Source organism: Chitinophaga sancti (assembly GCF_034087045.1).
GTDB classification, from domain to species: domain Bacteria; phylum Bacteroidota; class Bacteroidia; order Chitinophagales; family Chitinophagaceae; genus Chitinophaga; species Chitinophaga sancti_B.
This window is the reverse complement of the sequence record NZ_CP139247.1, coordinates 5,902,743-5,922,736: the sequence shown is the minus strand read 5'-3', so window position 1 is coordinate 5,922,736 and position 19,994 is coordinate 5,902,743. Positions and strand designations below refer to the sequence as shown.

At 47.9% G+C, this 19,994-nt stretch carries 11 protein-coding genes; 2 read left to right on the top strand and 9 right to left on the bottom strand.

Translation table 11 applies throughout. The features are described 5' to 3' along the window. Positions 1 to 2: 2 nt before the first annotated feature. From SIO70_RS24020 to SIO70_RS23980, 9 genes are all read right to left on the bottom strand, one after another. On the bottom strand, positions 3 to 914 hold the full coding sequence (locus SIO70_RS24020) for a hypothetical protein (protein ID WP_320575035.1): 912 nt from the start codon (positions 912 to 914) through the stop codon (positions 3 to 5). Then, on the bottom strand, positions 911 to 2,431 hold the full coding sequence (locus SIO70_RS24015; protein WP_320575033.1) for a hypothetical protein: 1,521 nt from the start codon (positions 2,429 to 2,431) through the stop codon (positions 911 to 913). Before SIO70_RS24015 ends, SIO70_RS24020 begins: the two co-directional genes overlap by 4 nt. Beyond that, a complete protein-coding gene (locus SIO70_RS24010) occupies positions 2,428 to 12,042 on the bottom strand; it encodes a DUF6603 domain-containing protein (protein ID WP_320575031.1) in 9,615 nt (3,204 codons plus the stop codon). Before SIO70_RS24010 ends, SIO70_RS24015 begins: the two co-directional genes overlap by 4 nt. Positions 12,043 to 12,085: 43 nt before the next feature. Then, on the bottom strand, positions 12,086 to 13,678 hold the full coding sequence (locus SIO70_RS24005) for a lipase family protein (protein WP_320575029.1): 1,593 nt from the start codon (positions 13,676 to 13,678) through the stop codon (positions 12,086 to 12,088). Positions 13,679 to 13,834: 156 nt separating this feature from the next. Continuing rightward, positions 13,835 to 14,479: a hypothetical protein gene (locus SIO70_RS24000; protein WP_320575027.1), complete on the bottom strand. Its 645-nt coding sequence runs from the start codon at positions 14,477 to 14,479 to the stop codon at positions 13,835 to 13,837. Positions 14,480 to 14,494: 15 nt separating this feature from the next. Further along, positions 14,495 to 15,136, bottom strand: coding sequence for a hypothetical protein (locus SIO70_RS23995; protein WP_320575025.1), 642 nt, complete (start codon positions 15,134 to 15,136; stop codon positions 14,495 to 14,497). Between the two features lie 51 nt (positions 15,137 to 15,187). Further along, positions 15,188 to 15,859, bottom strand: coding sequence for a hypothetical protein (locus SIO70_RS23990; RefSeq protein WP_320575023.1), 672 nt, complete (start codon positions 15,857 to 15,859; stop codon positions 15,188 to 15,190). A gap of 21 nt (positions 15,860 to 15,880) precedes the next feature. After that, the gene (locus tag SIO70_RS23985) at positions 15,881 to 16,012 is read right to left on the bottom strand and encodes a hypothetical protein (protein ID WP_320575021.1); all 132 of its coding nucleotides are present in this window, start codon (positions 16,010 to 16,012) and stop codon (positions 15,881 to 15,883) included. Positions 16,013 to 16,056: 44 nt separating this feature from the next. Then, positions 16,057 to 16,668, bottom strand: a complete 612-nt coding sequence (locus SIO70_RS23980; protein ID WP_320575019.1) for a hypothetical protein — start codon at positions 16,666 to 16,668, stop codon at positions 16,057 to 16,059. A gap of 1,015 nt (positions 16,669 to 17,683) precedes the next feature. On the opposite strand from SIO70_RS23980, the gene SIO70_RS23975 reads away from it, so the two are divergent. Then, on the top strand, positions 17,684 to 18,739 hold the full coding sequence (locus SIO70_RS23975; RefSeq protein WP_320575017.1) for a hypothetical protein: 1,056 nt from the start codon (positions 17,684 to 17,686) through the stop codon (positions 18,737 to 18,739). Between the two features lie 12 nt (positions 18,740 to 18,751). After that, entirely contained in the window at positions 18,752 to 19,711 is a 960-nt protein-coding gene (locus tag SIO70_RS23970) for a hypothetical protein (RefSeq protein ID WP_320575016.1), read from the top strand. Positions 19,712 to 19,994 lie beyond the last annotated feature (283 nt).

Here is a 19,994-nt window from a genome sequence, read left to right as displayed (position 1 = left end):
GTTTAAGGTTGAGAAATGGAGCCTTCACATGCCGGCGAATTCATATCATATGGCTGCTTGCCTGCTCCGCGCACCATTTGTATGGCCATAGCGCCTGGCGATAATTTACCATCGGGAAGAGCGCCCGCTGGCATAGCCTTGGTGATGTTGTTTTTAAGGCCGGCGATATCAATCACTCCTTTCACGCCACTTCTGAATCCGCCGGATGCAGCCACAGGATCGGGACCATTAAAAATCTGCTCGCCGGCAGGATATGGATTAGTGGTAGGATATCCCAGGCCTCTCAGATATACTTTGAAGGTATCGGCGCCCGGATCCATGATAACGCCAAAATGAAGCCCTTCAGAAGGCTCAATGAAATTCACGGTATCTGGAAGGTCTTCCCAGATACAGAGCATGGTGTTATCAGACAGGCGATCCATACGCAGTATTCTCAGTAGCACTTTGTCTTTATACGCTTCTATTTCCAGCCCCGGCCATCCTGATACTACAGCGGAACGGAATATAACGCCTGTCATGCCACCACCGGCGGCTGTTACAGCAGGAGGTGTTTCATTCCTCAGATTGGCACGCAGCTGCATTTGCCGTACGTCTATCTGGGCATAGATGTCTTCGTAGAAAGTTTCGTTGAACACCTGCTCCCTGGACGAAAGCACGCCTACGCTGAGGGCGCCGTCTACCAGCCGGTCCAGCCAGTTCCTGTCTATGTAGAAGAACCGCATGGATTCCAGCGGTAGCATACGATTATCTGCTACCATGTATTCTACTGGTACGCCATACAGCAATGTGAGCTGGGCCAGCCAGTTAGTCAGGTTGTCCGGCAAATCGGGGAAAGGATAGTTTCCTTCCCTGGCGGCTAACAATTTCCTTGTTACGTCTGTGATGATGGCATCTCTGTTTCCCCATGATTTCATAGCTGTTCTCCTTTTATTTTTTTAACAAGCATCAATAGTGGATCTGCGTCATTTTCTACAATGGCGATTTTCTCTTCTTCGCTCAGTACGCCGGGTAGTCCTTCCTGTAACACTCTTTCTGTGCGACTCAAAATCTGTGGCCATTTTACTTTACTGAATCCGCCTGCCAGCAGCATACCCACTGCTGCGCGGGCATGCGCTGTAGGCATCATGTTATGTGCTTCTCCGGCAATGGCAATCATTTTTTCCCTATCCAGTTGTTTGGTGGAGTTGACAATACTGTTGAGATAATTATTCCTCCAGTTGAACATGGCGGATGAAAAATTGGAATCGGACAATGCCAGTAAACGGCCTGTCTGCCAGGCACTGCTATAGGCATGATTAAACAATCCGTTTTCCGGATCATAATGAATAGCATGGTCGCTGTAATGATAGGGACCATAAGAGAAATCGCGCTTGGTAGGAGAGGGTACGAATGGTCCTCTGTACCAGGAGGTACTTTCTTCTCCCTGCCGCATGTTATTCTGCATGGGCACATAACCCATCTGAATAGCTTTCTGCGCATCTTCGGATATCTGCCCGGTTTTGTCTGAGAGAGGCATCTGGAGCAGTTTCACCCCACCTCTGCCGGGTAAACAAAGATTTGCCATCAACTGGATGAAACTGCCTTGTGCATCCAGTGCCTTAAATTGCCAGGTCCCCAATAATACCAGTCGTATTTTGGTGTAGTCGCTACTAATAGTACTTCCATGAAGATGTGCCTGGTGTCCTTCATAAGACACGAGGTACATGGTATTCTGCCCGGGCGCCATCGGTAGCCTGTTGCTGAATACAAGGGAAAAACAGCCATCGTCTTCCATGCCCAGCAGAATTTTTCCATCCGTATTTACTTCACGTGCATGGGCCAGAAAGGGTAGCTCATCGATGCTTGGACAGATCGACTGGAAATAGGCAATATCGAGGTCTACTACAGAGACCTGCGTATCTTCTGCCCCGAATAAATCGCCCAGCGCGGGTGGAAGTATTTTGGGGTCTTTAGGACGAACCAGTTCAGATACGGTTACAGTTTGTGGTGCGCCTGCTTTTGCAGTACCGCTATTGGCAACCAGTTCATCGGGGTATATGGTTAGTAATCCAATCCATGGAATGGGGTTGCCATCGCCATCTTTGGCGGAGAGATTATTGTTTGTTTTTACCGCAGGGTCGATGTCTCTTGCCCAGGGAAGTGCAAAATTGGTAAATACCATATTGGGCATCACTGTATCATAGCGCCCTTCCTGGTTAGCGGGAGGGTATACCATATGAATGTCAGCAGGACTGATATTATACCTGGGGCCATCCACGACCAGCTGTTGTGTGGCCACATAGGGCGGCGGTGCTTCTCCCGGCAGGTCTTTGACCTGCTGCTCGGCTTTAAGGGTATATTCGCCGGCTTCCAGCGGATTAAGGATTGCATCGTAGAAGCGTATCATACCTGGGCCGATGGTGCCGGGATTGGTATCAAAACGGGATGTCATAGTGCCTGATTTTTGGAATGAATAGTGACAACAGTGGATTTTACATCTGAGTTGGTAAGATCCAGTCCTGCATTACGCAGATGCATAAAGTTGCTGACGATTGGCTTGTCTGTCGGTAATGCCGGCAGGCCATACATACCGAGTATCTTTACTTTATTATCTTTTGGTATGGCCAGAATGGCATTGTAACTATCAGATGGTGTACAAGGGTAAATCAGCAGCGTGCCTTTCTCTGTTTCGTGTACCTGTGCTGGTGGCAGATTGGCGCCCTGCATAGGAATAGTGCCGGCAGCAACAGCTACATCGAGCCTATCTGCACCTGTCTGTTCTTCCAGCAATACGCCGATGTAGTTGATGTCTGCAGGGAATACAGATTGTATCCAGCCACTAAGGGTATTTTGGTTGAGGTCTGTTACCTGGTTGTGTGACAGCAGATCAGCCGCATCTATCAGCCCTATATTGGACTTGGTACTGCGAACTCGTATACGTTGACTATTCTGTACCCTCACCATGGCAGCATCACCGAGTGCCCATACGGTGTTGGTCTTAAACAACTTTGAATCGATTTCCCAGCCACTGAATCCTTCTCCTGTGGCTTCATAACCCTGAACGGCCACCTGTGCTGTACCTTTGGCTATGCTCACACTTTGATCACCCACTACTGAGTATATGCCTGTGAGTCGGCCATGACGGTCGAAGCTAACAATGCGCAGCGCCAGATTTCCTTTCAGATGCAGCCTGGTGGCTGCCTGATGATCCACTGCCCAGAGTATGGACGTTCCATCGTAAAGCAATTTGGTGGTACCCAGGGCTTCAGCGGCTGCGCTGTCAATCGCCAGCCGTTTCGCTTTCCTGGTAATGTCGTTGTGCGCCTGATAATGGCTCCTGACAGTAGTTTGAAGCTTACCTGATTTGGTAGCCTGGTTACGGTTCACTTTGTACCTTTTCACCAAACCTACCAGCTGAGGCGCTTTCAGCTTTTTGACGATACTTGTTGCAGCCAGCGGTATTGCAGGTGGCTGTATTTTCCTTGCAGCTTCCAGTTCGCCATTGTTTTGGAAGACGGCCAGTCGCGCAATCACAGGAAGCGCTTGCAGAATCATGTCTGCAGAAGATGCCATCACACTGAGGTCCGGATTGAGCGGCGCCAGTATGTTGCTGGCAGCGATGCCCCCAAGGATCTTATTGCGTTGAATGATAACAGGATCACTCATGATGGAATGCATGATCACGTGATAGGCATTGTTCTGATCGCTTGCCGGATATCTTGCTGCTGGCGGGAATTTGATAACCGCCTTGTAAGGCAACATGCGGTAAGCGCCAATTTCATATTTGAGATTCTCTATGTTGAATGCAGGTACATTACCCAGGTAATTGTATTCATCACCATCCAGTATGATACCGAAAGTAGCGCCAGGGATTAGCATATTATCGCTCTGTGGCGGTTTGTTGCGGTCCAGCGGATCCTGGGACCACATCGCGGATGGCGCGCCATTGGTATCCACGATCATTTTAATTTTGCGGGCCGAAAGATCTACCGGATTACCTTTGCTGTCTGTCAGCGTAATCACCAGTGCAGCATTCAGGTTATCTACATAGCCCATTGGCCGTACCCCAACGGGAACGCCTTTCTGACTGAAGTTACTGTTGGTGACAGCCACATCAGATGCAGGAATCGATGATTTGGCACTAAGGGCGAAAGGATAGGGTTGAATGGTCCAGAGACTGTTATTATCGCTCAGCAGACCATAATCCGGATTGAGTTTCACAACCTGTTGTACAGGCACTTCATCTGCTGCTTTCACTTTCCGTTTGGCATTGCCCATCGTACTTCCCGGTAATGCAGGAGGTGGCAGGAAGGCGTCGGCAAATGCTTTCCAGGTGATATTATTGTCATTGGTTGCAGTTTCTCCTGAGCCCACAGGGATGGTGAAGGAAATTACGTACCAATCCACTTTCACATAACCATGTGTTGGCGGCCCTTCCAGGTGGAGAGTAGCACCAAGTTCTGCACGAATGGTGATGGAAACACCGAGGATGGTGGTTCCGAAAGATGCGCCCACTGTGATGCTAATACCTACATTGAAGTAGAATGGATTCCATTCGATGAGGAAATCTGCAGATGCATTCAGCCATGCTTTCAACGGGCCCAAATCATACGCAACGTTGAGGTATCCGCCCGCCATAACAGCCGTAGGACATAATGCAAAGTATGCGCCTCCGGCAATACTGATACTGCCTACGGAGATATCCATCTTCCACTGCATACCGAGTCGTGGAACAGTAGGATACCATGCGGGCTTATTGAAATCAGGATGGTAGCCACCCAATGAGATGACGAAATCACCGGCAGGTATAGTATAGGTGGATGTTTTAATATTTTTAAACCATAGGAAGAAAGCAAACCCTCCGGTCACTTTCACATCTTTCGATAATACGAATGAGTTGGGGGTCAGTTGTGCTTCTGCGGAAAGTATTCCATCTACTGGAAGGAAGGATATTTTGATAGCCAGCTCGAAGTAGGCCAGCGCCAGATTTCTTGGAATCTTTGGTGGCAGGGAGGTAAAGCTAAGCCCCAGCAAATTGACTTCCCATTCCTTGCCAAAGCTGAGGAACAGCAGGGCGGAGGTGGTCAACAGTTCGAAGGAAGTAAACTTCACACCTGCTGCCAGCCAGTACTTTCCTATTTCCGGATGTACTACTGAACTCAGTTGCTGCAGCGCCTTGCCCGGATCTTCTCCTTCTGCAAAAGTGCCATCCACGAGGCCTTTCAGCAGCGGGAAGTCCTGCACCTGGGTAATATCAGGAATCACCAGCGAACGGTTAAAACTAAAGCCCGCCGCGATACCTGTAATAAACAGGAATGGAGGGCCACCCAATGGCGAATTCAGCACAGCGAAAATGAACAGAGAAGGCATGGTGGCTGCACCAGGGGCAGACGATACCGGCACTTCCGCGTAAGAGCCCAATGCCATCAGCGAGAAGGTACCTGCTTTAATCACCGCCACACCGTTGTACATAATAACCTTCGCATTGTTGACAATGGTTTCTGTTTTTAAGAACCCGCCATTGATGGCAACAGCACCTCCATTGAAACTGATATCCAATCCCTGGAGGTCTGCCTTATATAAACTGAAGTTCGTTGGGTCAGTAACTGGAACGCCTACTGTTAAGCCTACTACGGATGCTTTAAGACCTGCCAGGGCCACATTACCGGAGAAGAGGAAGTCAAGTAGTTTATTCGTGTCTTCCCAACCTAAACCCAGACTATCAATATACAATGGACCAAAAGAACGTTCTATCGGTACAATTACCTGCGCACCATTACCCGTATTGGATTTCAGATTCACCCACAGTTTTTCTGTATAGGCAGTACTGACAGAAAATTCAGGATTTACAGGCGGATTACCAGCTGTACTACCTGAGCCGAGGAGGTTATTGGCAATAGGGTTGGTGCCCGCGGAACCAGCCAGTTTATCCGGCGCGAGCGATAATCCGATGTTCGCCAAAGTGACGCCTGCACCGAATTGTAAGCCAGGTTTTGCATTGCCTTTGAAGTCCAGTTCAAATACTGTTCTAGGCTGTACTGCACCAATTTTAAATCGCGGCTGATCCACAATAGGCTTGCCATTGGTACCAACTACATCAAAACCGAGATTATACAACAATAAATTGAACAGAGAGAAGTCTACATTCAGTTCATTGTTACCCGACTTAGTAATAGGCAGGTAGAAACCTATGCCCGGTTCTCCTGTGATTTTATTGGTACTGGATTTATCGATCCATTCGGTATCATCTGCTCCTATTTGTACTACGAGATTAGGCAGGGCTGCGAGTTTAAGGTTAGGTGCTGCCACTCTTACGCCATAGTAATCCTGCTTGCCCGCACGCGGTCCTACGGTAATTTTACCACTGTTCTTATCACCGAATTGCAACAGGGTTAATTCTGTCTGCATCAGCGTATAGAACAGATTGCCAAAGAACCCGGAGGGTGTCAGCTTGGTAAGATTATCGATACTGTTCAGTTCATATTTTCCATTGTTTTTCAGGATGAGAGACGTCGCTATCAACAGTGTAGCAGGTGTAGGCGCACCGGTAACAGAAGTCACGATAGGGGCTTCCAGCCAGTCTTTCACTTTTTGGATGTTGAGCACCAGGAGAGAAACGTATCGGGGTAGCACTACTTTTACTACTTGCAACAACCAATCGGTCACGCCCTGTTGCATGGCGCCCAGATCAGCGGTAGGTTTGCTGAAGAAATTCGGTAACAGTTCTACTGCCAGATCTGAATGTTTGGAGAAATCGGTACTATCACTGGTTGGGTCGAATACGAGATTGAATCCTTTGTTTAAATCATATGCAAACGTTAGACCCGGTCCGCTTTTATCATCTACAGGGATCAGCATATCCAGTGCAAAAGAGAAATCAAGTGTTCCATCTAGTTTCACACCTACGCCGGTTTCCGCAATTTGTATTTTCAATACCTGTGTATCAGGAAGAGTGAAGGTAGCCCACAGTCCTAAAAACCCATTGTCATTCAATCCTGCGAGAATGGTGATCGGTATCTTAATGTCTGGTGTAAATGCTAATCTGCCACCTTGTGCAGACACACCGGGCATTACATCTTTGAGCAATGTAATTAAACCCTGTACCGTTATTGGAGCGCCTGTTGGGGTAAATTTTTCCTGTAACCACGCGAGGGCAACCCGTTCAATCTGCTTGAGCAGATCCTGCTGTGATGTAGTCGCAAATGCAGATGGCGTAAGTACTTTGATGATGTTGTCTACCAGTTCTGTGGTATTGACGGTATCGCCAAATGCAATGAGTTTATCTACAAATACTTTGGCTCCGCTGTCGGATAATTTTTGTAATACAATCGGAACAAGGTTCTTCAAAGCCGCTGCAGCTGCGAGCCGGGCTGCCTGTTCGGCCAGTGTACCCCACCCAATGAAAGGCAGTAGTTGCAGCGAGAGGCCATTTGGGGTGCCTGGTTTGCCCTGCGCGATGTTGAGGAAAAAGTCGTTGTTATATCCGGTGTTGACAAAAAATGGAACGGTTATTTTTGAACCGGTGGAAACGGTAAGTTCACCAGCGAAAGAAGGCTGATAGTTACTATCCACACTCACCTGGAAAGACAGGATATTCAAAGTGCCCCACTGGTCGCTGATAACAAGGTCTTTGGTGTCAAAACCGAAAGTGGCTACTTCATTTTCTCCACTCATGGAAATTTCAAAGCCATAAGGCATGCCGCTGATGGTCATACCTTTGTTATCAGGCGTTACTTTGATGCCATTGGAGGCTTGTACTGCCGGCAAATGACTGAGCATTTGCACCAGTTTAGAGATACTGAATCTGCCGTTGGTGCCTAATACATCGTCGGAGAGGAGCCATCCCAAAGGATTTTCGAGAATGCCCATGAGGGCTGGCATCTGCCACTGCTGATCGGCAACAGATGTAGCAATAGCATGCCGTCCGTTCACCGCTTTTTGTACTGCCTGACTTTCTGTCTGTATTTGTTCTCCCAATCCCAGCCCAATGAAAATTTGTTGGATGAGCGGATATTTTTTCAGCAGCTGTTCTTCAAAAATGGCGTTGAGAAAGATATTGAGGGTAAAAGCTGGAGCCAGATCCGCGACGTTGTTGAGGAAGTCGCTGGTGTTAAACGGTATAAGATGGAGGGCTTGCGCGGCTGGTTTGCTGCCGTCCCCCCATATCGCTGATGCTTTAAATGCAGGCTTAAGTACGCCGGCTTCCAGCTTCAGGGTAAATCCACATCTCAGGGTTATACCTACGTTTGCGCAGTAAATATCCATTGTTCCTTCCAGCTTTTCGTTGCTGAGGTCTAGCTGTATGCCGCCACTGGTAAGGAGGAAGGAACCCAGCTGGAATGCGTCGGCTGGTAAAATACCAAAGGATATAACGCCGTTGGAATCGGTGCTGAAGGTCCAGCTGCCGGTCTTATACGGGCCCAGGTTCCTGGACAGATGCGCCGCCAGTTGTTTCAGGTTGGCGACGTTTGCGATATCAAACAGTTGCTGATAAAGTTGCTGGAATGTTTTGTACGGATTACTGATTAAATCAAGTAACACATACGGATAGACGGTATATCCATCCTCAGCAGGACCGCAGATGCCCATGCCCTGTAACAGCTGCAGCACCGGCTCAGGGAAGTTCGGGAACTGTATGCCGAAGATCTCAGACAGGAAGTTGAATAGCAGACTACGCTGTTCTTTTATGGCCAGCAGGCTATTGAACTGGGTTTGTATATAAGTGTCGAAATTCGCGAGTAGTCCATTCCAGCCTGCGGTGTTGATGCCCAGCAATCCGTCTGTGATATTGTTCTGCTGGATGTTGCGGAGGTCTGTTTCTCCATCGTGCGTTATCGTTAGTCCCAGCATGGACAGCAGGCTGTAGGCCTGCTGGAAGAGCGGTTTGGCTTTCACCTGTTCAAATGCCGCTTGCAGACCTGCATTCAGTAATACCATGAAGCCATTTTGGAACGCAGCTGTAAAGCCTGGATCCAGGAAGTCCTGTAAGGTTAATAGTGCTTTTGGCTGCTGGCCAGGTAAGGTGACGTTGACCAGCGTTACAACGGGTTCGAAATGAAATGACTTTTTGGTGGTATCGTAAGAGAGATTACAGCCAACGATCACTTTTTCGACGCTGCCCAGCGATGCTGGTAAATTAACCAGCATGCCATTCGGGTTGTAGAGAACTCCTGTCAGGCTGAATGAAGGCACCTGCCCATCGAAGAGGAGGTTACCGGTGGAAAGATTATATTTCAGTGCGTTTGCACGGGCGAGTAAATCGAATCCAAATTTCGTAGTGTCGTTGCCATTAGTAATCTGATATTGCCAGGAATTGGATCTGCCTGCGCCGAGACCTAATATCTGTCCGGTACCTTCATACCAGGCGATTCCTTCAAAACCTAATGGCAGCGGGAATATCCATGGATCGTCGAAAGTGCCGGTGCCACCGGTGGCAGGAGCTGCTTCAATCTGCGTGTTGATTACATAGGAGAGTAAGGAGAGCAGGCTTTTGGCATTAGCTGCTGAACCAAAGGTGGCCGACAGGTAGTTGCGCAGGTCCGGCCATGGATTACTCAGGCTGTTGAGTTTGAGTTGTTGGAAGCCGGTCCAGCTCAGACCTGTAGGGAATACCGGCGATTTGGTAATATCCGGAACCAGGCCCAGTGCACCAATGGTGAAGAGGGCAGCCCTGTTTTCCACGCGCATCAGTAAAGCACCGAGTGCACCTACCAGGAAAGGACTGAAAGCTGGTACAGCGTTTAGTACCAGATCTTTCAGGTTGGTTTGCTGATCGAAATTCAGGTTCTGTCCGAGGATAATATCCTGTCCGTTGATGATGAGTTTCGGTGAATCCACAAACATGGACCATCCCCATCCGCTCTGGCGGTTCCATTCGGCCGAGAGTTGTGATTTACTAACGCTAACGACTACACCTCCAATAGCCGGCGTCATGAATCCGTTTGGAAGCTGTAGCTGGGCGCTGACGGCAGGCAGCCAGGATGCATCTATACCAGCGCCGTTTGCAGGGAAATTCAGCGCAAGTCCTCCCATGTTCAGCGATGGCGCAATGTCTACACCAGCCACTGTAATCGTAGGCTGGAGCATCAGTCCCATCACCAGATCGATACTGTTGTCTGTATTTACCTGTTTGAAGGCCGTTAGGAAGGCTGGGAGACTACTGCTGCTCAGCGCAATACCGGCCATCCAGGGATCGTCTTTGGTACCGCTTCCTGTAACGGTTACATTAAGTCCTGATACAGTTTGTTGCAGTAAAAGCGCCATTTCCTGGATGATATAGGCAAATGCCGCCTTACCGTCTACCGGGTTGGCATATTGTAAGACTGCGAGATAATAATCTGCCCAGGCCTTCACCGGATTCAGGATGGAGTGAGCCATCTGCGTGCCGGAGAATGGCGCTGGGAGTGTAGCTGGCCAGTTACTCTTTGCACTGGCAGGCGTGATTAATCCGATCAATGCCCCTATGGTGTTGGCAAAATCGCTGGTGCCAATACCAATGAGGGTACCCAGTGCAGCACTGAGAGCAGCCGCGCCGGCTTCTGCCAGTTCGCCAGGAGATAAGAGATTTACTTTATCAAAAGAAGTTGTAGTGGTAATAACCTGGTTCAGGGAAAAATCAGGAACGATTTTTCCGTCGGAGCCCAGGATCAGTCCTGCCGTGAGGGAACCTACGCTGTTGCCATCATAGGATACCAAAGGCTGACCGGTCGTTCTATTTTGCAGAGCGAACTGGAATTGAAAATTTATTTCAGGAGAGGCAGTAACTGCCTGCGCGCTGAGTCCAAACTGTCCCAGTTCAAGGTTGGCCTGGGCGGTGAATACAGCAGGGGAGCTGCCTAAAGGCACATTGCTGCCGGTGAAGGAAAAACCGGGATAAAAGTAGCGGATGCCCCCTTCATCTACCGTGGTAGCCACGGCAAAATCCAGTTGCCCTATACTGCTGACATTCAGGATGCCTAACCGGAATGGATTTATACGTGTACCCGTTCCCGCTATTTGCAGATTGGAATTGCCGAGGAATCCGCTGAGAGCGGAGATCCATCCTTTCAGCGCATCGGGATCTGTACACAGTGCATTAAACCATTTAAAGAACAGCGTTTTAACACCTTCCGGATATTTCGCAGGATTGGAAGCTACCTCAAAAAGGTTATACCACTCCATTACAGGAAGGGTGATATTTGGTAGATTAGGTACCTGCGAGGTGAGGCCAAGTAAAGGAGTGATATAATTGAGGTATTGCTGTTGATTCGGGAAGACATAGCTAAGTGCTCCCATAAACAGGTTGGTGGCTATTTCCAGCATTTCTTGCCCGCTGATGGCCAGCAGGTCTGCGAGGGATTTATTGGCAGGAGGAGCGCTACCGAGCTTTAACGACAATACTTCCAGGGATACACTAAAAGGATCACTGGCGGCAACGTCTATCATGGCGCTGAACTTCACCCCGTCGAAAGAGATGCCGTTGATATCCACCAGCGGGAGTTTTGGATCGCCGCCCTGTGTGGCTACACCCAGACTTATGGGATAGCCCTGATCAGCAAAGGTAATTTTAAAGCTGCCGTTACCAATGGCTACGAAAGGCATTAAGCCCCAAACATTTACTGTAAGGAGCGGGGCGCCGGGAGGCACTTTCCAGGTATGCAGGACGCCCAGGCCCAGTACCGTTTCTTTTAAGCCGTTGTTTTCTTTCTGATAGCTGACCAGGTAAAACCCCGTAGGGTCATTACCATTTTTAATGGGATACCAGGTGCCGAGAAGCGCTGCATCCTGTATGGGAATGCCCAGGGCATTGCCTCCGATTTTACCCAGTATGGAAGTTAATAACTTTTCGAATTGCTCCGGATTGGCAGTAATACCCTGCTGGGTATTATTGATAGGATTGGCGAACCAGTTGGGGTTTAGCTGATAAACTTCCTGTTGAGGATCGGGCTGGGTGAGTAAACCTATCAATATTCCCATGCTGGCAAGTACGGGATCCAGGCCGGCAAAAGTTAAACCATTATCACCGATGCCGGCCATCGCCTGTTTATGTCTGGCTGATTTGGCGGCGCTTATTTCATTAATCATCGTCAATGATTTGTGGGTCAGGAAAATCGGAAATCACCTGGCATTATAAAAGTGCTGTGTCCAGTAGTTTCATGTAGTTGAGCAGATTGTGATAGTCCGGATCTTCATATTTCAATTGTCCCTGCAGCAGCACGGGAGTATTCACCTCATAATATCCGATGCTCATAAATCCTATGGCGAGAATATCATTCGGTCTTCTTATCTGGTAGCTGTTGCTGCCAAGCGCATTATTAAATACGGTGGAGAAATCAGCGTTGGCCGACATTAAGCTGCCAAAAGTGTACACTGCTTTCACCGTTTGAATTTTGGAGATTGCATAATTGGATGCGGCAATATTGGCGATAGCACCACCAAGACTGTGTCCTGTGAAGTAGAGATCTCTTGTGCTGTATGGTTGTAATGCAGTTTTGAGGGCATTGGCAAGGCCTGCATAAATGTTATATGCACCTATATTCACCTGCGCGGAACCCATTGGGCTCCATGGTGGCATGGTAAAGCCGGTGAGGGCTGTGTAGGTATTAAACTCTGTCCAGTTGATTTCTCCACGGAATACGACCACAATGGAGTTATTGGTGTCGCCTTTAAAGAGATAAGCCCAGGTGCTGCCGTTACTATCAATTTTTGTTAAATATTGATAATTGGCAGGTGCATCAGCGCCGCTGCTGTCGGGGTGCTGTGCCCAGTGATAGGAGAGCATGGCGAGTTTGGATAAGGAGAAAGCCATGTCTCTGGAGAATCCTGCGGGAGGATTAATATTTACAGGCTCAGGATCATTCTGAATCGGGCTACCACCCAGTGTTTGAGTATAGTATATAGTGGCTCTTTCCCACCATGGATCATCTGCATTTGGATCAAGACTCGCATTCACCGGGTTGTAGGTGCCCAGTAAGGAGAAACCAGCGGGAGAGTTGGGCCACTGATCTACATCATTGCCAGCATTGCCTGCTCTGGTAACCGTTACTGGCGCAGTGATGGTATTGGTAAAATAGGTAGCCATGTCGCTGTTCGCGAAGCTGGCATTGGTGAAAGTATAGCAGGGAGTAGGCGTAGAGGGCGCATTGGGTTTGATGCCTGTATTGGGATCGGTAGGACCCTGGTTGCCAATACGCAGATCCAGTGCAGCTATCTGTGCCAGTGGCGCACCTACTCCAAATCCGCAGATATACAGCGGACGGGAAGGATCTTCTCTTTTAATAACCGCATTCCATATCGGTCTGCGTAGGAATTGATAGGCGATGGAATACATAGAAAGTACTTGTGCTGTTGCCGGAATGGATTTTCCGGCAATGTCTGTGGGTAAGGTCTCCAGTTTAAAAGCACCATCATATTGGTACAGTAAAAATTTCAGCCAGGAGATGCCGACAGCCAGAATATCTACCTGGACTTTATTGCCGTCGTTATCCTGAACGGTTATTTTGACCATGTATCCCTGAGATGGGATAGGAACGATTTTATCGGTAGCGGGATCATTTTTGAATGGTCGTATGATGACATCCCACCCGGGAGGTAGGCTGGGATCATCGTCGAGTAAATCATAAATGTTTGCCTGTGCCGCAATCATTTCCAGGCTGGCGAGAGGAACATGAATATTGGTAGCCAGCGCAGTTGGTTCAGGAGCTGAATTAGTCTGTGCCATTGTATGAAGACGTTTTATGTCTGGAGAACAAATCTCCTTTTGTTCCCCAGACAGGTAATTGAAGAATTGATCGGAAAACCGGTCCCGGATTTGTAATAAGTCATTAGCGGGACCAGACCATGTTGATTTGCTATCGAACGAAAATATTTGCAGGAGTTATTCTTTGCGAATGATGATACTGGAAGGTGCGCCTGGATTTCCGGGGCCGCCTGGATTTCCGGGGCCAAAATTCCCACTGCTGCTAACGCCTGGCAGGCCGGCAGTACCTGGTGTGCCTGGAGCGCCATTAAATTCTTTTGCGATGATGTTGCCGTTGGGTCCGAGGCCTTTGTAGTATACCATGAGCGTATCACCATTACCACCGTCGCCACCACGTCCGCCATTGCCGCCCTGGCCACCATATCCCTGTGGGCCGTAAGAAGCGGGCGTGCATGTACTTTTGCTGTCAACTGCTCCTGGCGGTCCGCCCGGACCGCCGTCTCCCCCTACGCCGCCGGCGCCACCAATCTGGCCGTCGCCGCCACCTGCTTCTACAGTGCATTCACCTGTAACGATGCCGAGATGAATATCATTCAGCGGCATAGGGTTGCCTTTGCCACCTCCAATACCAGTACCACCTGTGGTGCCGGTAGTACCCATTGAGCCATTGGTAGGAGGACTTTGACAGTAGTAGGTACAGTTGGTACTGTTGTAAGCATATTGGCCGGCAGCTCCCTGATTACCGATGTTGCCGGCAGCCCCTTTTGTTCCAATCTGAGCCGGACTTGTATAAGGCGCGCCGATAATAAAAATTGAAGACATAGTATTTTTAATTTTTTATGGTACTTGACGAATAATCACCTGTGATGCGCTGCCTTTGGCGCCGGAAGGGCCATTGCTGCCATTTGTGCCCGTAGGATTTCCCGGTCCACCATTGCCTAAGCCACCAGGAGTACCTGGGTCTCCGAAGAAAGGATCCGGTGTGATAGAACCGCCGGAGATCTTGGTGTAATTGACGGTTACGGTAGTACCATCGCCTCCATCGCCGGCTTTACCCCCGTTGCCGCCAGTTCCTCCTCTCCCTTGTGGACCCTGGCTGGCAGATGTACATTTCCCTTTAGGATCCAAAGCACCGGCATTACCACCAGGTCCGCCATTGCCGCCAATGCCTCCATTACCGCCATCCTGGCCTCTTCCGCCACCCACACGAATGATTATGTTATCGGTTACTACGCCAAGATTCAGGGTAGTGGGAGGAGCAGGACGTCCTTTAGCCCCGGCAGATCCGGTGATACCAGTTGTTCCCTGACCGCCCTGCCCACCATTGCTAGGACCTGAAAGGCAGTAATAAGTACAGTTACTGCTATTGTAGCCGGTTTCGCCTGCAACACCCGGACTACCTTGTGTGCCGGTGCTGCCATTCCCGCCATTCGGGGCCGGGCTGGAATAAGGCTCTCCAGTAATTAAAATAGTAGCCATGATTTTATATTTTTTTGGTTTAGATAAGGGTGAATGAACGTAAAGTTCTTGCTAGGGTTCCTGACGTATGATGATGCTGGAGGCTGTGCCGGGATTTCCGGGAGCTCCGGTGTTGCCAGGGCCCAGATTACTGTTATTACTACTACCACCAATGCCTCCAGGACCGGGGGTTCCAGGAGTGCCATAAAAAGTAATAGGTTCAAGTTTACCATCGTTGATAGACGTATAGAATGCCATGATAGTAGCACCGTCCCCTCCATTGCCTGCATTGCCGCCATTGCCTCCTTTTCCGCCGGGGCCCTGCGCTCCCGCTACCCCGGCTGTACAAGGATATACAGGTGGGATATTAAAAGGAGGAGGGAAGGTGAATGCTGGATTATTACCAGGTTGGCCACCTTGGCCGCCAGTACCGCCTGTCCCTCCCTGTCCACCATCCTGGCCGGTGCCGCCACCTGCTTTAATAGTGACAGTACCGGTTACTACGCCTAAGTGAAGAGTACTGGGAGGAGCAGGACGACCTTTAGCGCCGTCCGCAGCGGTGGAACCGGTGGAACCGCTGTTTCCTACCTGCCCGTTGCCAGGCTTCCTGGTACAAACTATGTTGCTGTTTTCCACTGCAAAGGCGCCATCCACGCCACTTGCACCAATGGAACCGGTAGAACCCATGCTACCAGGGGTGCCTGAACTCGTATACGGTTCTCCTGTGAATAAGAAGGTTGTCATAAGAATAGTTTTTGTAACCGATTATTTCCCTGTAACCTTTATGGTACATTTTCCACCAATGCCATTGGCGCCACTTCCACCTGAATTCCCGGCGATGCCAGCATTGCCAGGATGACTATAAGGTCTTCCAGTAACATTGAATGTTGTTCCCATAGGAAATTTTTTGGATACGGTGAACAATGCAGGTACTGAACGTACTACAGCTGGGTGAAGTATTGTGTATGCAATGAACAATTGGTAGTGATCATAATTTCTGCATTCTGGCCTTCCGTAATTTCTTCGAAATTCATTACAACAGGATCTTCTCCTTTAATAGTGTAAGTTTCGTCTGCAGGGATATTCAGGTCTTGGCCAGTGAATACGGCTATTCTGCCAGGGAACATGAGGGAATTAATCAGTGGCTCGTATTCCTGCACTTTACGGGAATTCCCCATCACATAAGCATAAGCTGCTTGTCGCATTTTATCGTGGAGGTCTTCATCCATTCTGCCCAGTAATTCTGCTTTGGAGCCCACACTGGCCATCAGCTGGCGATGTTGATCCTCCAAAGGAGAAGGATAGTTGACGTGACTGTCATCCTGGTCATCAGGGACACCTACCATTTTTTTAAATTCCGCGATGGATCCAACACTGACATGAATTGGAGGAACGTCAGATTCAAGTGGATCGGAAGAAAATACCAGGTTCTTTTTTTGCTGTTGGATACTTTTAATTTGCTTGTTGAGCGTGAGGTGCACATCTGGCGCCAATCCCAGACGCTGATTAACGGATGCATGATTGTCTTTCTGTGCTTGTGTGAGCGTGTTCATAAGAGTATTTCATTTATGGAATAAAGAATAAAGAAATATTGCGGCTAAGTAGATGCACTTCCCGAAATTGCTCCAGGCTGAGTTTTCAAAGGATGTGTCATTTTAACAACAGGGGTATTGCTATTCAGAAAATGGAACGAGCGGATTAGAGATACCACTGCATCAGGAAAATTCCGGCTGTATAAAAGAAGTGTTATTGAAATGAATGGCGAAGGGAAAGTTACCACCGACCGGCATTTTGAGGGTAATTTCACAACGTTTATATCACAGTTAATTGAGGTTTAGAGTGATGAAAAATGGTAAACAATAACTTTGATGTGATCGAAAATAGATAAAAAAATCATTTCGCCAATAGGTCTATCCAGAGCGAATTTTTAATGTGTATTAATTTTATAAGTGTTTAAAAAATAATTTGGTTGTTGATACAGATGGTTTGGTAGTCGCATCTATTTTAGCGAAAGTGTGGCCAGGCTAAAATAATTTAAAAAAGGGTGATAACACCTATGCTGTTACCGAGCTTAACAGGGGGATGAAATAAAAAAACGCCGGTAGCATTAATTTGCAATTACAATTGCCGGCGTTTTCAAAGGGCATGGATTATTCCGCGTGAAGGTATTTTACTGGGTTGGCCAATGCTGCGCTAATAGTTTGTATGCTGATTGTAACGAGTGTAAGAGTGATAGCCATCACACCTGCTACGCCAAAAACCCACCATGGGTTAACCTGACGATCGCCAAAAGCGCCAACGTATTTTTGAAGGGTGGATGCATTCAATGCAGGGGATTTTCCGATCCAGAGGTCAGTTCCTTCGCCCATTGCAGTGTACGCTGTAAATAATTACCTCTCCCATCACTTACCGAGTCTACTATTACAAGTAATATTCTACCCCAAAAAATACAGTAAATTGCTCCTCATAAGGGGAACCAATACAATTATTCCTATTTCTTTCATGCTGTACCTCTCTGCCTGGAATGTGTAGCATTTCTTCAAAAAAATAAAACTAAACACCCAAAAAATGAAAACTACAATCTCCCTGATTGTTTGTGGGGTGGCCTTTGTCCTGTACTGTTCTTCTTGTCAAAAGAATTCAGACACCAAACCTACCTCAACGACCTCGTCCACCAAAAAAGTGATGGTAACCCTCCAGCCCGGAGGTGAATTTATCGTCGATCAGTCTGCCCGAAAGGTAAACGGTAGTATTTCCGCCAAAACAATACGGGATAGTGCCTATTATTCTGTAGAGATATGGAACGGTTCTACCAAATATGCATTAGGCATCTTTGACAACCCCGACTCTATCCATTTCCTGCTGGACCCTGCCTATACCTACAAAATTCGGCTGGTAGTATTGCAAAAAGGTACCGGCCCCGGATTATTTTATGATCTTTATCAATGGGGATCGTTGTATGGAAATACACAGGATGACGGCAAACCCCTATTCAACTATCCCATCGGTGGCATCCTGCAAAACCATATGGATTACACCCCCAACATTCCTAACTACGCTTATGGATTTGGAGAAAATGGCACCGATTATCAGACCTATACCAGTGACAGCACCAACGAGATCGTGACCCAAAGCTTAGGAGAAGCCACTACCTACGCCGGAGATGTACAAGGTTACACCGTCGATACTACCCACCCCAGCATCACCATTCCCATGCGCCGGCTGGTATTCGGCATTAAATACATCTGCCCCCAGCTTACACAGGGACGACTGGTAATCACTTTCGGCTGGCCTAATTATTTACCCGGGAAAGTATTGTATCCAAACACAATCGACAATAATCTGAGCATCTATTCTGCCGTTGGATTCTTAACAGCAGATACTTTGGTAATGGATGATGGCATCTATAATATCAGCGCAAGCATCAAATGGGAATTACCTGATGGCCGGACTTACAACATAGGAAGCAGCACGACTGCACTCCCTACGCCAGACCGGAATCACCTCCTCAATGTGAATATCACACTGCCCGTACTGGACAGTAGTGCTACTTCAGGCAATAGTACGCTAAGCCTGAAATATTCAACTACATCATGGTCAACAAATACTCCTATCAGATTCTAAGCAATTTTCATTATGAAAAATTACCTACTCATACTGGCAGCACTTTTTCTATCCTGTAAAAGAGATGCTACCACGCAACCTACTCCTCCTCCCACTACTGCTGAAAAGGTGACCATACACTTACAGCTTAGTGGCGACATTACTACCAGCATAGGCGACCTTCGCAAAGCATGGATCGCCGCCAGATCAGCCTATGACAGCACCATTTATGGTGTGAATATCAGAACAGGCCAGGGCACATTATACGCACAGGGATTATTTGACAACACTGACAGTATCAGCATCGATCTGCTGAAAGACAGTTCCTACATCGTCAACGTAGCTGCCATCAAAAGAGGCAGTAGCCTGGGATTATGGTGGCAACTTTCTACAGATGGGTATAAGCAATATGCTTATCCTATACATCGTACCCTGCGCAATCATATGTATTATGCTGCAAATGAAACAATGGAAACAGGTTTCATCGACTCTCTGAACAATATGAGTATCGTAACCGATACCCTTACAAATACATTTGCTAAATATCCCTTGTCAGAAGCCGATACTTATTTCGGTAGTACTAACTACACCGCACGCGATTCAAGCAATACGACGATTAGTCTACAGTTAAAAAGACTGGCTTTTGCCATCCGCTATGATATCCACAACCTGACCAGTGGATTTTTACAAGCTACCTACGGCGGACAAATGATCCCCGATACCATACATACAAACGATACTCTCCCCATCCAGATATACACTGCTGATCTTTTCAGAACACAGGATTCTATCCCCGGTGCACAGCTACAGGTCACACTTACCTGGATCAATGGAAGTGGAAATGCGGTCGTATTAGGTACCAAACCAATCCGGCCAAAACGTAGCTCGCTGACAGCTATCTCCGTTTTTCTGACTACAGATTCGTTGAATGTAACGCCCAATTTTCAGTTGACAGATACTACCTGGACAGGAACAACAGATTTTGATTTTTAAAAACGCAATAAGGACTATCATCAGCAGTGAAATGAAGATAGCCCCTTTTTTACACCATTCCATTGTTGCAAAAAAACAATCAGGTAGTCAATTTATAAAACCATTTCTTCACTAGCAGCTCTTCCAACTGTGTTGTATAGGAATTAAGTCTTGTTTTTCTGGCAGCAGTATTTGCGGAGTGGGTTCAAAGCTGTTCGCAACTGTCAAAACCTACCCTGTGTTTGGGCAGGGAATGATTCAATAAATTGAATAAGTGCAACGCTTTCTATGCTTTATTGACAAC

Excerpts from the sequence above, each read along its gene's own strand:
- SIO70_RS24010 (WP_320575031.1), bottom strand. The coding sequence starts at position 12,042 with ATGATTAATGAAATAAGCGCCGCCAAATCAGCCAGACATAAACAGGCG.
- SIO70_RS24000 (WP_320575027.1), bottom strand. The coding sequence starts at position 14,479 with ATGTCTTCAATTTTTATTATCGGCGCGCCTTATACAAGTCCGGCTCAG.
- SIO70_RS24005 (WP_320575029.1), bottom strand. The coding sequence starts at position 13,678 with ATGGCACAGACTAATTCAGCTCCTGAACCAACTGCGCTGGCTACCAAT.
- SIO70_RS23980 (WP_320575019.1), bottom strand. The coding sequence starts at position 16,668 with ATGAACACGCTCACACAAGCACAGAAAGACAATCATGCATCCGTTAAT.
- SIO70_RS23975 (WP_320575017.1), top strand. The coding sequence starts at position 17,684 with ATGAAAACTACAATCTCCCTGATTGTTTGTGGGGTGGCCTTTGTCCTG.
- SIO70_RS24015 (WP_320575033.1), bottom strand. The coding sequence starts at position 2,431 with ATGACATCCCGTTTTGATACCAATCCCGGCACCATCGGCCCAGGTATG.
- SIO70_RS23990 (WP_320575023.1), bottom strand. The coding sequence starts at position 15,859 with ATGACAACCTTCTTATTCACAGGAGAACCGTATACGAGTTCAGGCACC.
- SIO70_RS23995 (WP_320575025.1), bottom strand. The coding sequence starts at position 15,136 with ATGGCTACTATTTTAATTACTGGAGAGCCTTATTCCAGCCCGGCCCCG.
- SIO70_RS23985 (WP_320575021.1), bottom strand. The coding sequence starts at position 16,012 with ATGGGAACAACATTCAATGTTACTGGAAGACCTTATAGTCATCCTGGC.
- SIO70_RS24020 (WP_320575035.1), bottom strand. The coding sequence starts at position 914 with ATGAAATCATGGGGAAACAGAGATGCCATCATCACAGACGTAACAAGG.
- SIO70_RS23970 (WP_320575016.1), top strand. The coding sequence starts at position 18,752 with ATGAAAAATTACCTACTCATACTGGCAGCACTTTTTCTATCCTGTAAA.